Annotated in this window: 13 protein-coding genes; 10 read left to right on the forward strand and 3 right to left on the reverse strand. The window is 59.8% G+C overall.

The annotated features are described in order from the left end of the window. Positions 1-28: 28 nt before the first annotated feature. From nuoG to EL257_RS16855, 10 genes are all read left to right on the forward strand, one after another. On the forward strand, positions 29-2,743 hold the full coding sequence (gene nuoG / locus EL257_RS16810; RefSeq protein WP_126364499.1) for an NADH-quinone oxidoreductase subunit NuoG: 2,715 nt from the start codon (positions 29-31) through the stop codon (positions 2,741-2,743). Next, positions 2,740-3,747: an NADH-quinone oxidoreductase subunit NuoH gene (gene nuoH, locus EL257_RS16815; RefSeq protein WP_126364501.1), complete on the forward strand. Its 1,008-nt coding sequence runs from the start codon at positions 2,740-2,742 to the stop codon at positions 3,745-3,747. The genes nuoG and nuoH overlap by 4 nt, the downstream gene beginning before the upstream one ends. A gap of 11 nt (positions 3,748-3,758) precedes the next feature. Next, positions 3,759-4,307 (forward strand): NADH-quinone oxidoreductase subunit NuoI, encoded by a 549-nt coding sequence (gene nuoI, locus EL257_RS16820; RefSeq protein ID WP_016775283.1) that lies wholly within the window; start codon positions 3,759-3,761, stop codon positions 4,305-4,307. Between the two features lie 9 nt (positions 4,308-4,316). After that, positions 4,317-4,817, forward strand: coding sequence for an NADH-quinone oxidoreductase subunit J (nuoJ, locus tag EL257_RS16825; RefSeq protein ID WP_126364503.1), 501 nt, complete (start codon positions 4,317-4,319; stop codon positions 4,815-4,817). 3 nt (positions 4,818-4,820) lie between these two features. Continuing rightward, positions 4,821-5,129: an NADH-quinone oxidoreductase subunit NuoK gene (nuoK, locus tag EL257_RS16830; protein ID WP_003180046.1), complete on the forward strand. Its 309-nt coding sequence runs from the start codon at positions 4,821-4,823 to the stop codon at positions 5,127-5,129. Then, positions 5,126-6,979 carry an NADH-quinone oxidoreductase subunit L gene (nuoL, locus tag EL257_RS16835; RefSeq protein WP_126364506.1) on the forward strand — a complete coding sequence of 618 codons (1,854 nt, stop codon included), beginning with the start codon at positions 5,126-5,128 and terminating at the stop codon, positions 6,977-6,979. Before nuoK ends, nuoL begins: the two co-directional genes overlap by 4 nt. Positions 6,980-7,018: 39 nt before the next feature. Then, the gene (nuoM, locus tag EL257_RS16840) at positions 7,019-8,551 is read left to right on the forward strand and encodes an NADH-quinone oxidoreductase subunit M (RefSeq protein ID WP_016775285.1); all 1,533 of its coding nucleotides are present in this window, start codon (positions 7,019-7,021) and stop codon (positions 8,549-8,551) included. Between the two features lie 7 nt (positions 8,552-8,558). Next, a complete protein-coding gene (gene nuoN / locus EL257_RS16845) occupies positions 8,559-10,022 on the forward strand; it encodes an NADH-quinone oxidoreductase subunit NuoN (RefSeq protein ID WP_024013420.1) in 1,464 nt (487 codons plus the stop codon). A 314-nt stretch (positions 10,023-10,336) separates the two neighbouring features. Continuing rightward, positions 10,337-10,687 carry a toxin gene (locus EL257_RS16850; RefSeq protein ID WP_126364509.1) on the forward strand — a complete coding sequence of 117 codons (351 nt, stop codon included), beginning with the start codon at positions 10,337-10,339 and terminating at the stop codon, positions 10,685-10,687. Continuing rightward, positions 10,677-10,991 (forward strand): helix-turn-helix domain-containing protein, encoded by a 315-nt coding sequence (locus EL257_RS16855; protein WP_126364511.1) that lies wholly within the window; start codon positions 10,677-10,679, stop codon positions 10,989-10,991. Before EL257_RS16850 ends, EL257_RS16855 begins: the two co-directional genes overlap by 11 nt. A 115-nt stretch (positions 10,992-11,106) precedes the next feature. Here the strand turns inward: EL257_RS16855 and EL257_RS16860 are convergent, their stop codons facing one another. The 3 genes from EL257_RS16860 to EL257_RS16870 are packed head-to-tail and all read right to left on the reverse strand — an operon-like array spanning position 11,107 to position 13,980. After that, on the reverse strand, positions 11,107-12,849 hold the full coding sequence (locus EL257_RS16860) for an ABC transporter substrate-binding protein (protein WP_126364513.1): 1,743 nt from the start codon (positions 12,847-12,849) through the stop codon (positions 11,107-11,109). A 47-nt stretch (positions 12,850-12,896) separates the two neighbouring features. Then, entirely contained in the window at positions 12,897-13,169 is a 273-nt protein-coding gene (locus EL257_RS16865; protein WP_126364515.1) for a DUF2160 domain-containing protein, read from the reverse strand. 10 nt (positions 13,170-13,179) lie between these two features. Next, positions 13,180-13,980: a carbohydrate ABC transporter permease gene (locus tag EL257_RS16870; RefSeq protein WP_041477086.1), complete on the reverse strand. Its 801-nt coding sequence runs from the start codon at positions 13,978-13,980 to the stop codon at positions 13,180-13,182. Positions 13,981-13,989: the final 9 nt, after the last annotated feature.

Raw genomic sequence — 13,989 nt, forward strand, 5'->3', positions numbered from 1 at the left:
ACACCGGGCCAACGAAGACCTTTGAACCATGGCCACTATCCACGTAGACGGCAAAGCGCTCGAAGTCGACGGGGCAGACAACCTGTTACAGGCATGTCTGTCGCTGGGCCTCGACATTCCATATTTCTGCTGGCACCCCGCGCTTGGTAGCGTGGGGGCTTGCCGCCAGTGCGCGGTCAAGCAGTACACCGACGAGAACGACACCCGTGGTCGCATCGTGATGTCCTGCATGACCCCGGCCACCGACAACACCTGGATCTCCATCGACGATGAAGAATCCAAGGCGTTCCGCGCCAGTGTTGTCGAATGGCTGATGACCAACCACCCGCACGACTGCCCGGTGTGCGAGGAAGGCGGTCACTGTCACTTGCAAGACATGACGGTGATGACCGGCCACAACGAGCGCCGTTATCGCTTCAGCAAACGCACGCACCAGAATCAGCAACTCGGCCCGTTCATTTCCCACGAAATGAACCGCTGCATCGCTTGCTACCGTTGCGTGCGTTTCTATAAGGACTACGCCGGCGGCACCGACCTCGGTGTGTTTGGCGCCCATGACAACGTGTATTTCGGTCGCGTTGAAGACGGCACCCTCGAAAGCGAGTTCTCCGGCAACCTCACCGAGGTCTGCCCGACCGGTGTGTTCACCGACAAGACTCACTCCGAGCGCTATAACCGCAAATGGGACATGCAGTTCGCCCCGAGCATCTGCCATAGCTGCTCGAGCGGTTGCAACATCTCCCCGGGCGAGCGCTACGGTGAACTGCGTCGCATCGAAAACCGTTTCAACGGTTCGGTGAACCAGTACTTCCTCTGCGACCGTGGCCGTTTCGGTTATGGCTACGTCAACCGCACCGACCGTCCACGTCAACCGCTGCTGGCCGACGGCACCAAGCTGAGCCTCGACGCTGCGCTGGATAAAGCCGCCGACCTGCTGCGCGGTCGCAACATCGTCGGTATCGGTTCGCCGCGTGCCAGCCTTGAAAGCAACTACGCGTTGCGCGAACTGGTCGGCGCCGAGCACTTCTACTCCGGTATCGAAGCCTCCGAATTGGAGCGCATCCGTCTGGTTCTGCAAGTGCTGAACGACAGCCCGCTGCCAGTGCCGAATATGCGCGACATCGAAGACCACGACGCGATTTTCGTACTCGGTGAAGACCTGACCCAGACCGCCGCCCGTGTCGCGCTGTCGCTGCGTCAATCGGTCAAAGGCAAGGCTGAAGACATGGCCGAAGCCATGCGCGTTCAGCCTTGGCTTGACGCTGCGGTGAAGAACATCGGTCAGCACGCACTGAACCCGCTGTTCATCGCCAGCCTCGCCGAAACCAAGCTCGACGACGTCGCGGAAGAATGTGTACACGCAGCTCCCGATGATCTGGCGCGCATCGGTTTCGCCGTTGCCCATGCACTGGATGCCAGCGCTCCGGCCGTTGAAGGTCTGGACGCTGAAGCACTGGAACTGGCTCAGCGCATCGCCGACGCCCTGCTCGCGGCCAAACGTCCGCTGATCATCGCCGGTACTTCGCTGGGCTCCAAAGCCCTGATCGAAGCCGCGGCGAACATTGCCAAGGCCTTGAAGCTGCGCGAGAAGAACGGTTCGATCAGCCTGATCGTGCCGGAAGCCAACAGCCTCGGTCTGGCAATGCTCGGTGGCGAATCGGTCGACGCCGCGCTGCAAGCGGTGATCGATGGCAAGGCCGACGCGATCGTTGTGCTGGAAAACGATCTGTACACCCGCACCGCCAAAGCCAAGGTCGATGCCGCGCTGAACGCTGCGCAAGTAGTGATCGTCGCCGATCATCAGAAAACCGCCACCACCGACCGCGCGCACCTGGTGCTGCCGGCGGCGAGCTTCGCTGAAGGTGACGGCACGCTGGTCAGCCAGGAAGGTCGCGCTCAGCGCTTCTTCCAGGTTTTCGATCCGCAATATCTGGACGCGAGCATTCTGGTTCACGAAGGCTGGCGCTGGCTGCACGCCCTGCGCGCCACTCTGCTGAACCAGCCGATCGACTGGACGCAACTCGACCACGTCACCGCTGCCGTTGCTTCGAGCACCGCGCAATTGGCACGTATTGTCGATGCTGCACCGTCGGCGGCGTTCCGCATCAAGGGTCTGAAGCTGGCGCGTGAGCCGCTGCGTTATTCCGGTCGCACCGCGATGCGCGCCGACATCAGCGTTCACGAACCACGCACCCCGCAAGACAAAGACACCGCGTTCGCCTTCTCCATGGAAGGTTACTCGGGCTCTGCCGAACCGCGTCAGCAAGTGCCGTTCGCCTGGTCGCCGGGCTGGAACTCGCCACAAGCGTGGAACAAGTTCCAGGACGAAGTCGGTGGTCACCTGCGCGCTGGCGATCCGGGCACCCGCCTGATCGAAAGCAGCGGCGACTCGCTGAACTGGTTCGCTGCCGCGCCGCGCGCGTTCAATCCGGCGCCGGGCACCTGGCAAGCCGTGCCGTTCTTCCACCTGTTCGGCAGCGAAGAAAACTCTTCGAAAGCCGCCCCGGTGCAAGAACGCATTCCGGCTGCTTATGTTGCTCTGGCCAAGTCGGAAGCAGATCGTCTGGGCGTCAACGACGGTGCCCTGCTGAGCCTGAACGTCGCCGGTCAGACCCTGCGTCTGCCGCTGCGCATCAATGAAGAGCTGGGCGCCGGTCTGGTGGCACTGCCTGCGGGCATCGCCGGCATTCCACCGGCATTCGCTGGCGTGTCCGTCGACGGTCTGCAGGAGGCAGCGCAATGACATGGTTCACCCCTGAAGTGATCGATGTGATCCTGACGGTCATCAAAGCCATCGTGATTCTGCTGGCCGTGGTGGTCGCAGGCGCCTTGCTCAGCTTTGTCGAACGTCGTCTGCTGGGCTGGTGGCAGGACCGCTACGGTCCGAACCGCGTCGGTCCGTTTGGTATGTTCCAGATCGCCGCCGACATGCTGAAGATGTTCTTCAAGGAAGACTGGACTCCACCGTTTGCCGACAAGGTGATCTTCACCCTGGCACCGGTGGTGGCCATGTCTGCCCTGCTGATCGCCTTTGCAATCATCCCGATCACCCCGACCTGGGGCGTGGCGGATCTGAACATCGGCCTGCTGTTCTTCTTCGCCATGGCCGGTCTGTCGGTGTACGCAGTGCTGTTCGCTGGCTGGTCGAGTAACAACAAGTTCGCCCTGCTGGGCAGCTTGCGTGCCTCGGCGCAGACCGTCTCCTACGAAGTGTTCATGGGCCTGGCCCTGATGGGCATCGTGGTGCAGGTCGGCTCGTTCAACATGCGCGACATCGTCGAATACCAGGCGCAGAACCTGTGGTTCATCATTCCGCAGTTCTTCGGCTTCTGTACCTTCTTCATTGCTGGCGTCGCCGTGACTCACCGTCACCCGTTCGACCAGCCGGAAGCGGAACAGGAACTGGCCGACGGTTACCACATTGAATACGCCGGTATGAAATGGGGCATGTTCTTCGTCGGTGAATACATCGGCATCATCCTGATCTCGGCGCTGCTGGTCACCCTGTTCTTCGGTGGCTGGCACGGTCCGTTCGGCATTCTGCCGCAACTGTCCTTCGTCTGGTTCGCACTGAAGACCGCGTTCTTCATCATGCTGTTCATCCTGCTGCGCGCTTCCATCCCGCGTCCGCGTTATGACCAGGTGATGGATTTCAGCTGGAAATTCTGCCTGCCACTGACCCTGATCAATTTGCTGGTGACCGCGGCGGTCGTGTTGTGGAACACGCCTGCGGTTGCGGTTCAGTGAGGATTTGACCCATGTTCAAATATATTGGCGACATCGTTAAGGGTACCGGTACCCAGTTGCGCAGCCTGGTCATGGTCTTCGGCCATGGCTTCCGCAAGCGCGACACCCTGCAATACCCGGAAGAACAGGTCTACCTGCCGCCGCGTTACCGTGGCCGCATCGTACTGACCCGCGACCCCGACGGCGAAGAACGCTGCGTAGCCTGCAACCTGTGCGCCGTGGCTTGCCCGGTGGGTTGCATCTCGCTGCAGAAAGCTGAAACCGAAGACGGTCGCTGGTACCCGGACTTCTTCCGTATCAACTTCTCGCGCTGCATTTTCTGCGGTCTCTGCGAGGAAGCCTGTCCGACCACCGCGATCCAGCTGACCCCGGATTTCGAGATGGCCGAGTTCAAACGTCAGGACCTGGTGTACGAGAAAGAAGATCTTTTGATCTCCGGCCCCGGCAAAAACCCTGATTACAACTTCTATCGTGTTGCAGGTATGGCAATCGCTGGCAAGCCGAAAGGCGCTGCGCAGAATGAAGCCGAACCGATCAACGTGAAGAGCTTGCTGCCTTAAGGAAGAACGATGGAATTCGCTTTCTATTTCGCATCGGGTATTGCGGTGGTGTCCACGCTGCGTGTGGTCACCAACACCAACCCTGTGCACGCCCTGCTCTACCTGATCATCTCGTTGATCGCCGTGGCCATGACCTTCTTCGCCCTCGGCGCACCGTTTGCCGGTGTGCTGGAAGTGATCGCCTACGCCGGCGCCATCATGGTGCTGTTCGTGTTCGTGGTGATGATGCTCAACCTGGGTCCCGCCTCGGTGCAGCAGGAACGCACCTGGCTCAAACCCGGCATCTGGGCAGGACCGGTGATTCTCGCCGGGCTGCTGCTGGCCGAACTGCTGTATGTGCTGTTCGCTCACCAGAGCGGCCAGGCCATCGGCCACACCACCGTAGACGCGAAAGCCGTGGGCGTCAGCCTGTTTGGCCCGTACCTGCTGGTGGTCGAACTCGCCTCGATGCTGCTGCTCGCCGCAGCCGTCACGGCGTTCCATTTGGGCCGTAACGAGGCGAAGGAGTAAGACATGCCTGCTATCCCTCTCGAGCATGGACTGGCGGTTGCCGGCATCCTGTTCTGCCTTGGTCTGGTCGGCCTGATGGTCCGCCGCAACATTTTGTTCGTGTTGATGAGTCTGGAAGTGATGATGAACGCCTCTGCCCTGGCCTTCATCGTTGCGGGCGCCCGCTGGGCGCAACCGGATGGACAGATCATGTTCATCCTGGTGATCAGCCTTGCAGCGGCCGAGGCCAGTATTGGCCTGGCGATCCTGCTGCAACTGTATCGCCGCTTCCACACGCTCGATATCGACGCTGCCAGTGAGATGCGCGGATGAACCTACTCTTTCTGACTTTCGTATTCCCTCTGATCGGGTTCCTGTTGCTGTCGTTCTCGCGCGGCCGCTTCTCGGAAAACCTCTCGGCGCTGATCGGTGTCGGTTCGATCGGCCTGTCGGCCATCGTCACCGCTTACGTGATCTGGCAATTCAACGTCGCACCACCGGAGGGTGGCGTTTATACCCAGGTGCTGTGGCGCTGGATGTCGGTGGAAGGTTTCCAGCCGAACTTCGCCCTGTACCTGGATGGCCTGTCGGTGACCATGCTCGGTGTGGTCGTCGGCGTTGGCTTCCTGATCCACCTGTTCGCGTCCTGGTACATGCGTGGCGAAGACGGTTACTCGCGCTTCTTCTCGTACACCAACCTGTTTATCGCCAGCATGCTGTTCCTGATCCTCGGCGATAACCTGTTGTTCATCTACTTCGGTTGGGAAGGCGTGGGCCTGTGCTCGTACCTGTTGATCGGTTTCTACTACAGCAACCGCAACAACGGTAACGCAGCGCTGAAGGCATTTATCGTGACCCGCATCGGCGACGTGTTCATGGCCATCGGCCTGTTCATCCTCTTCCAGCAACTGGGCACGCTGAATGTCCAGGAACTGCTGGTGCGTGCGCCGGAGCACTTCAAGGTCGGCGACTTCTGGATTGTTCTGGCGACCCTGATGCTGCTCGGTGGTGCTGTCGGTAAATCGGCGCAACTGCCGCTGCAAACCTGGCTCGCAGACGCGATGGCCGGCCCTACCCCGGTTTCGGCACTGATCCACGCCGCAACCATGGTGACTGCTGGTGTCTACCTGATCGCCCGTACCCACGGTCTGTTTGCGTTGGCTCCGGACATTCTGCATCTCGTAGGCATCGTCGGTGGCGTGACCCTGGTACTGGCCGGTTTCGCCGCGCTGGTGCAGACCGACATCAAACGTATCCTCGCCTACTCGACCATGAGCCAGATCGGCTACATGTTCCTGGCCCTGGGCGTGGGTGCGTGGGAAGGCGCGATCTTCCACCTGATGACCCACGCCTTCTTCAAGGCTCTGTTGTTCCTTGCTTCCGGTGCGGTGATCGTTGCCTGCCACCACGAGCAGAACATCTTCAAGATGGGCGGTCTGTGGAAGAAATTGCCATTGGCCTACGCCAGCTTCATCGTCGGTGGCGCTGCGCTGGCCGCATTGCCTCTGGTGACTGCGGGCTTCTACTCCAAGGATGAAATCCTCTGGGAAGCGTTCGCCAGCGGCAACCACGGTCTGCTTTACGCAGGTCTGGTCGGTGCGTTCATGACTTCGCTGTACACCTTCCGCCTGATCTTCATCGCGTTCCACGGTGAAGCCAAGACCGAAGCCCACGCTGGCCACGGCATCGCACACTGGCTGCCACTGTCGGTGCTGATCGTGCTGTCGACCTTCGTCGGCGCGATGATCGTGCCACCGCTGCACGGCGTGTTGCCGCAAAGCGTTGGTCATGCCGGTGGCGAAGCCAAGCACAGTCTGGAAATCGCCTCGGGCGCCATCGCCCTGGCCGGTATCCTGCTGGCAGCGCTGCTGTTCCTCGGCAAGCGTCGCTTCGTCACGGCGATCGCCAACAGCGGCATCGGCCGTTTCCTTTCGGCCTGGTGGTTCGCTGCCTGGGGCTTCGACTGGATCTACGACAAACTGTTCGTCAAGCCGTACCTTGCGATCAGCCACGTACTGCGCAAAGACCCGCTCGACCAGACCATCGGTCTGATCCCGCGTATGGCCAAGGGTGGTCACACTGCCCTGAGCCGCACCGAGACCGGTCAACTGCGTTGGTACGCTGCTTCGATGGCTGCGGGTGCCGTGCTGGTTATTGGCGCGATCGTGCTGGTAGCGGTCTGATATGAACCTTGCGAATTTGCGAAAGGAAACGAGCCCGTCATGATTCTGCCTTGGCTAATCCTGATCCCCTTCATCGGCGGCCTGCTGTGCTGGATGGGTGAGCGCTTCGGCGCTACCCTCCCGCGCTGGATTGCGCTGTTGACCATGACCCTGGAACTCGCACTCGGCCTCTGGCTGTGGGCCCACGGTGACTATTCATTTGCTCCGGCGCCTGGCGCCGATCCGACCTGGGCGCTTGAGTTCAAGCATGTCTGGATCCAGCGTTTCGGCATCAACGTGCACCTGGCCCTCGACGGCCTGTCGCTGTTGATGATCCTGCTGACCGGTCTGCTGGGTATCCTCTCGGTACTCTGCTCGTGGAAAGAAATTCAACGTCACGTTGGCTTCTTCCACCTGAACCTGATGTGGATCCTGGGCGGCGTTGTCGGCGTATTCCTCGCCCTCGACCTGTTCATGTTCTTCTTCTTCTGGGAAATGATGCTGGTGCCGATGTACTTCCTCATCGCGCTCTGGGGTCACAGTTCTTCGGACGGCAAGAAAACCCGGATCTACGCAGCGACCAAGTTCTTCATCTTCACTCAGGCGTCCGGCCTGATCATGCTGGTGGCGATCCTCGGTCTGGTGCTGGTCAACTTCAACAACACCGGCGTGATTACTTTCAACTACGCCGACCTGTTGAAAACCAAGATGTCGATGACCACCGAGTACATTCTGATGCTCGGCTTCTTCATCGCCTTCGCGGTCAAGCTGCCAGTGGTTCCGTTCCACTCCTGGCTGCCTGATGCTCACGCCCAGGCACCGACTGCCGGTTCCGTCGACCTCGCCGGTATCCTGCTGAAAACCGCGGCCTACGGTCTGCTGCGTTTCGCCCTGCCGCTGTTCCCGAATGCCTCGGCCGAGTTCGCCCCGATCGCCATGACCCTCGGTCTGATCGGGATCTTCTACGGCGCGTTCCTGGCGTTCGCCCAAACCGACATCAAGCGTCTGATCGCCTTCTCTTCCGTTTCCCACATGGGCTTCGTGTTGATCGGCATCTACTCCGGCAGCCAACTGGCGCTGCAAGGCGCAGTGATCCAGATGCTCGCGCACGGTCTGTCGGCAGCGGCGCTGTTTATCCTCAGCGGTCAGTTGTACGAGCGTCTGCACACGCGTGACATGCGTGAGATGGGCGGTCTGTGGTCGCGTATCGCTTACCTGCCGGCAATCAGCCTGTTCTTCGCCGCCGCGTCGCTGGGCTTGCCGGGCACCGGTAACTTTGTTGGCGAGTTCCTGATCCTGATCGGTTCTTTCGCCAGTGCTCCATGGGTCACCGCGATTGCTACGTCCGGTCTGGTGTTCGGTTCGGTCTACTCGCTGATCATGATCCACCGTGCCTACTTCGGCCCGTCGAAATCCGACGCGGTGCTGCACGGTATGGACGCGCGCGAACTGATCATGGTGCTCGGTCTGGCGGTGCTGCTGATTTACCTCGGCGTCTACCCGCAACCGTTCCTCGACACCTCTGCCGCCACCATGCATGGCGTGCAGCAGTGGCTCGGCACCGCCTTCTCTCAACTCGCTTCGGCCCGGTAAGAGCGCTATGGAATTCACGATTCAACACTTTATTGCGCTTGCGCCACTGTTGATCACCAGCCTCACCATTATCGTGGTGATGCTGGCAATCGCCTGGCGCCGCAACCACTCGCAGACCTTCCTGATTTCGGTGGCGGGTCTGAACCTGGCCCTGCTGTCGATCCTGCCTGCGTTGAAAGTCGCGCCTCTGGCCGTGACCCCGTTGCTGCAAATCGATGCCTTCGCCTGCCTGTACATGGCGATGATCCTGGTCGCCACCCTCGCTTGCGTCACCCTTGCCCACGCTTATCTGGGTGATGGCGGTTCGGGTTACCCGGGCAATCGCGAAGAACTGTACCTGCTGATCCTGATGGCCGCCGCCGGTGGTCTGGTTCTGGTCAGCGCGCAGCACCTGGCCGGTTTGTTCATCGGTCTGGAACTGCTTTCGGTACCGGTCTACGGTCTGGTGGCTTACGCCTTTTTCAACAAGCGTTCGCTGGAAGCCGGCATCAAGTACATGGTGCTGTCGGCCGCCGGTTCCGCGTTCCTGTTGTTCGGTATGGCGCTACTTTACGCAGACGCCGGTTCGCTGAGCTTCGTCGGCATCGGTCAGGCCCTGGCTGCAACCGGCCTGCCAAGCCCGCTGGCGCAACTGGGCCTGGGCATGATGCTGATCGGTCTGGCGTTCAAGCTGTCGCTGGTACCGTTCCACCTGTGGACGCCGGACGTGTACGAAGGTGCTCCGGCACCAGTGGCGGCGTTCCTCGCCACTGCATCGAAGGTCGCAGTGTTCGCGGTGATGGTGCGTCTGTTCCAGCTCTCCCCTGCCGCGAGCAGCGGCGTGCTGAGCGATGTACTGAGCGTCATCGCGGTCGCCTCGATCCTGTTCGGTAACCTTCTGGCCCTGACCCAGAGCAACCTCAAGCGTCTGCTCGGTTACTCGTCCATCGCGCACTTCGGCTACTTGCTGATCGCCCTGGTGGCGAGCAAGGGTCTGGCGGTGGAAGCCATCGGCGTCTACCTGGTGACTTACGTGATCACCAGCCTCGGCGCGTTCGGCGTGATCACCCTGATGTCGTCGCCTTACAACGGCCGTGACGCCGACGCCCTGTACGAATACCGCGGCCTGTTCTGGCGTCGTCCGTACCTGACCGCCGTGCTGACCGTGATGATGCTGTCCCTGGCCGGCATCCCGCTGACCGCCGGCTTCATCGGCAAGTTCTACATCATCGCCAGCGGTGTCGAAACGCGTCAGTGGTGGCTGGTCGGCGCACTGGTTCTGGGCAGCGCCATCGGCGTCTTCTACTACCTGCGCGTGATGGTCACCCTGTACCTGATCGAGCCAAACCTGCGTCGCCACGACGCCCAGCTGCACTGGGAACAGAAGGCAGGCGGCGTGATGCTGCTGGCCATCGCCCTGGTCGCATTCTTCCTGGGTGTGTACCCGCAGCCATTGCTGGTGCTGGTACAACAGGCGGGTCTGGCGGGCTGATTGCTCTGTTAGAACTGGAAACAAAAAAACGGCACCTTCGGGTGCCGTTTTTTTTGCGCGGGTTCTCCGCAGCAAACAGTACGTGGCGAGCGCCGCATCCGGTCCCGCTTACGGAGTCGAGGTCTTTTTCCGACACGCCAGTCGCGACGTCTCCCCTCCACTCTATCTCCTCTTCTCACTCCACATGTAGACGCTTCCTACAGGTATTTTTGCGAGCGGAGTCTAGCGTTGAATAAGCAGCGAAAAGGATGGCTCGGAGGCCTTGACCAATTCGCTTTTCAAGCACAACACTATACGTAGGCAGCGTACAAAACATGGATGCTCTTTTTATCGAACTCCCTGCGTTTCAGAAGCACCGCGACGATTACCTCGACGAAGACCTCTTTCTCAGCTTCCAGCTGGAATTGCTGAAAAACCCCGAAGCAGGCGATCTCATCGAAGAAACAGGAGGGCTACGAAAAATCCGCTTTTGCGATCAACGGCGGGGCAAAGGCAAGCGCAGCGGATTACGCGTCATTTACTACTGGTGGTCAGGCTTCGATCAGTTCTGGCTGTTCACCGTCTACAGCAAAAGCGATCAAAACGACCTGACGCCCGCGCAAAAGAAACTGTTCAGGCAAACGCTGGATCGAGAACTCAACACGAGAACCCACTATGAAACGTGACATTTTTTCCGAACTGATGGATGGCCTCGACGCCCTGGCCGATGAGCGCCAAGGCAAGATCACGCTGCGCACCCACAAGGTCCAGTTGCCCAAACTGGTGCCGATCACCGCCGAAGAAGTGGTCGCCATCCGTCAACAGCTCAACCTCTCCCGATCGGTGTTTGCGATGTACCTGCGCACCAACACCCGCACGCTCGAAAACTGGGAGCAGGGACGAGCCACGCCCAATGCCCAGGCGACGACATTGATTCGTCTGGTCGAGCGTTTTCCGCAGACGATCGAACAGCTGGCGGCACTGAGCTGAAAGTCAGAATCGCTGACCTGAAAAAATTGGGAGCCAGTCTGTTGGCGACTCGGTAAATCAGCCAGAAAAGAAAACGGCACCTTCCGGTGCCGTTCGCTTCCTGCATTTCCAGCTGTTACTTACGCGCATCCGCCCACGATTTAAGCAGTTCGTTGTAGTTGACCGTCTCGCCTTTCGGCTTCTCGTTGGCCAGTTTCGGCTTAGGTGCACCCGGCTGATCGAACCAGTACTGAGCATCGCGTTCCGGGTTCATTTTCGGTGCGCATACCGACTGCGCCTTGGAGCGTTCGAGGCGCGTCATGATCGCGTCCTGATCCTTGGCCAGGCCATCCAGCGCCTGTTGCGGGGTCTTCTCGCCGCTGGCCGCTTCGGCGATGTGGCTCCACCACAGTTGCGCCAGACGCGGATAGTCCGGCACGTTGGTGCCGGTCGGCGACCATTGCACGCGGGCCGGGCTGCGATAGAACTCGACCAGCCCGCCGAGTTTCGGCGCCAGATCGGTCATCGCTTGCGAGTTGATGTCCGATTCACGAATCGGCGTCAGGCCGACAATGGTTTTCTTCAGCGACACGGTTTTCGATGTTACAAACTGCGCGTACAGCCACGCCGCGAGCTTTTGTTTTTCCGGCGTGGACTTCATGAACGTCCACGAACCCACATCCTGATAGCCGAGCTTCATGCCTTCTTCCCAATACGGGCCTTTAGGCGACGGCGCCATGCGCCACTTCGGCGTGCCGTCGGCGTTGACGACTGGCAGGCCCGGTTTGGTCATGTCGGCGGTGAATGCGGTATACCAGAAGATCTGCTGGGCGATGTTGCCCTGCGACGGCACCGGGCCGGACTCGGAGAAGGTCATGCCCGCCGCTTCCGGTGGCGCATATTTCTTCAACCAGTCGACATATTTGGTGGTGGCGAACACCGCCGCCGGACCGTTGGTGTCGCCGCCACGGGTTACGCTGGAGCCGACCGGGTGGCAGTCCTCGACGCGAATCCCCCACTCGTCCACCGGCAAACCGTTGGGCAGGCCCTTGTCGCCGCCACCGGCCATGGAAAACCAGGCATCAGTGAAGCGCCAACCCAGCGACGGGTCTTTCTTGCCGTAATCCATGTGCCCGTAAACGCGTTTGCCGTCGATTTCCTTGACGTCTTCGCTGAAGAATTTGGCGATGTCTTCATAGGCCGACCAGTTCACCGGTACGCCCAACTCGTAACCGTACTTTTCCTTGAACTTGGCTTTCAGATCGGCGCGCTCGAACCAGTCGGCGCGGAACCAGTACAGGTTGGCGAATTGCTGGTCAGGCAATTGATAGATCTTGCCGTCCGGCGCGGTAGTGAAGGAGATGCCGATGAAGTCCTTGATGTCGAGGGTCGGCGAAGTGAAGTTCTTGCCTTCGTTAGCCATCAGGTCGGTGATCGATTCGGTCTTTCCATAGCGAAAGTGCGTGCCGATCAGGTCGGAGTCGTTGACCCAGCCGTCATAGATGTTCTTGTCCGACTGCATCACCGTTTGCATTTTCTCGACCACGTCGCCTTCCTGCAGCAAATCGTGGGTGAGTTTGATGCCGGTGATTTCGCTGAAGGCCTTGGCCAGCACCTTGGACTCGTATTCGTGGGTGGTCAGCGTTTCGGAAACTACCTTGATGTCCATGCCGCGAAACGGCTCGGCGGCTTTGATGAACCACTTCAATTCTTCCAGCTGCTGTTCAGCCGTCAGGGTCGAGGGCTTGAACTCGCTGCCGATCCATTTTTTTGCAGCATCTTCGTAGGCGTCGGCCCAGGCGGATGCGCTCAAACCGCTGAGTGCCAGCATGGCTGCCAATGAAATGCTATGTCGCAGCTTATTGTTTTTATCGAACATAGAGACCTCCTGTTTAAGTTGTGGAGCCGCGTTGCCGAACGATTCGACTAGCCCCAACGCATCACAGCCAACAGCCACACCAGGGACAACGCGGACGCCACCCAGATGCTCCAGTCGGTGGCGCCGATTACCAGCAGATGCAGGTAGGCGCTGCCGAGAAGACCGATAAACAAGCGATCGCCACGGGTGGTGGCAATCGGCAGAAAACCTCGCCGCAAAATGCTCGGCGAACGCAATTCCCACGTCGTCATGCCCAGCAGAATCAGGCCGATTACGATGAAGAATGCCGCTGTCGGGGTGGTCCAACTCATCCATTCCATCATCAGTTCCTCAGACTCGGCCGAGGGCGAAGCCCTTGGCCACGTGGTTGCGCACAAACCAGATCACCAGCATGCCCGGCAGGATGGTCAACACCCCCGCCGCTGCCAGCACGCCCCAATCGATCCCTGATGCCGACACCGTTCGCGTCATCACCGCCGCAATCGGTTTGGCGTTGACCGAAGTCAGCGTGCGCGCCAGCAGCAGTTCAACCCAGGAAAACATGAAGCAGAAAAACGCTGTCACACCGATGCCTGAACCAATCAGCGGGATGAAAATTTTCACGAAGAACTTGGGGAAACTGTAGCCGTCGATGTAGGCCGTTTCGTCGATCTCCTTCGGTACGCCGGACATGAAGCCTTCAAGAATCCACACCGCCAACGGCACGTTGAACAGGCAGTGCGCCAACGCCACGGCAATGTGCGTGTCAAACAGGCCAATCGACGAATACAGCTGGAAGAACGGCAGCAAAAACACCGCTGGCGGCGCCATGCGGTTAGTCAGCAGCCAGAAGAACAAATGCTTGTCGCCGAGAAAACGATAGCGTGAAAACGCATAGGCCGCCGGTAACGCCACGCTCAGCGAAATCACCGTGTTGAGGCTGACGTAGTACAGCGAGTTGAGATAACCGGTGTACCAACTCGGATCAGTGAAGATCACCTTGTAGTTCGCCAGCGTGAACTCCTGTGGGAAAAGGGTCAGGCCGCCGAGGATTTCGGTGTTGCTCTTGAAGGACATGTTCAGCAGCCAGTAAATCGGCACCAGCAGGAACAGGATGTACACCAGCAACGGAATAAGCTTTCTCTTGCTCATGGCCGGGCC

Source organism: Pseudomonas fluorescens (assembly GCF_900636825.1).
GTDB classification, from domain to species: domain Bacteria; phylum Pseudomonadota; class Gammaproteobacteria; order Pseudomonadales; family Pseudomonadaceae; genus Aquipseudomonas; species Aquipseudomonas fluorescens_BG.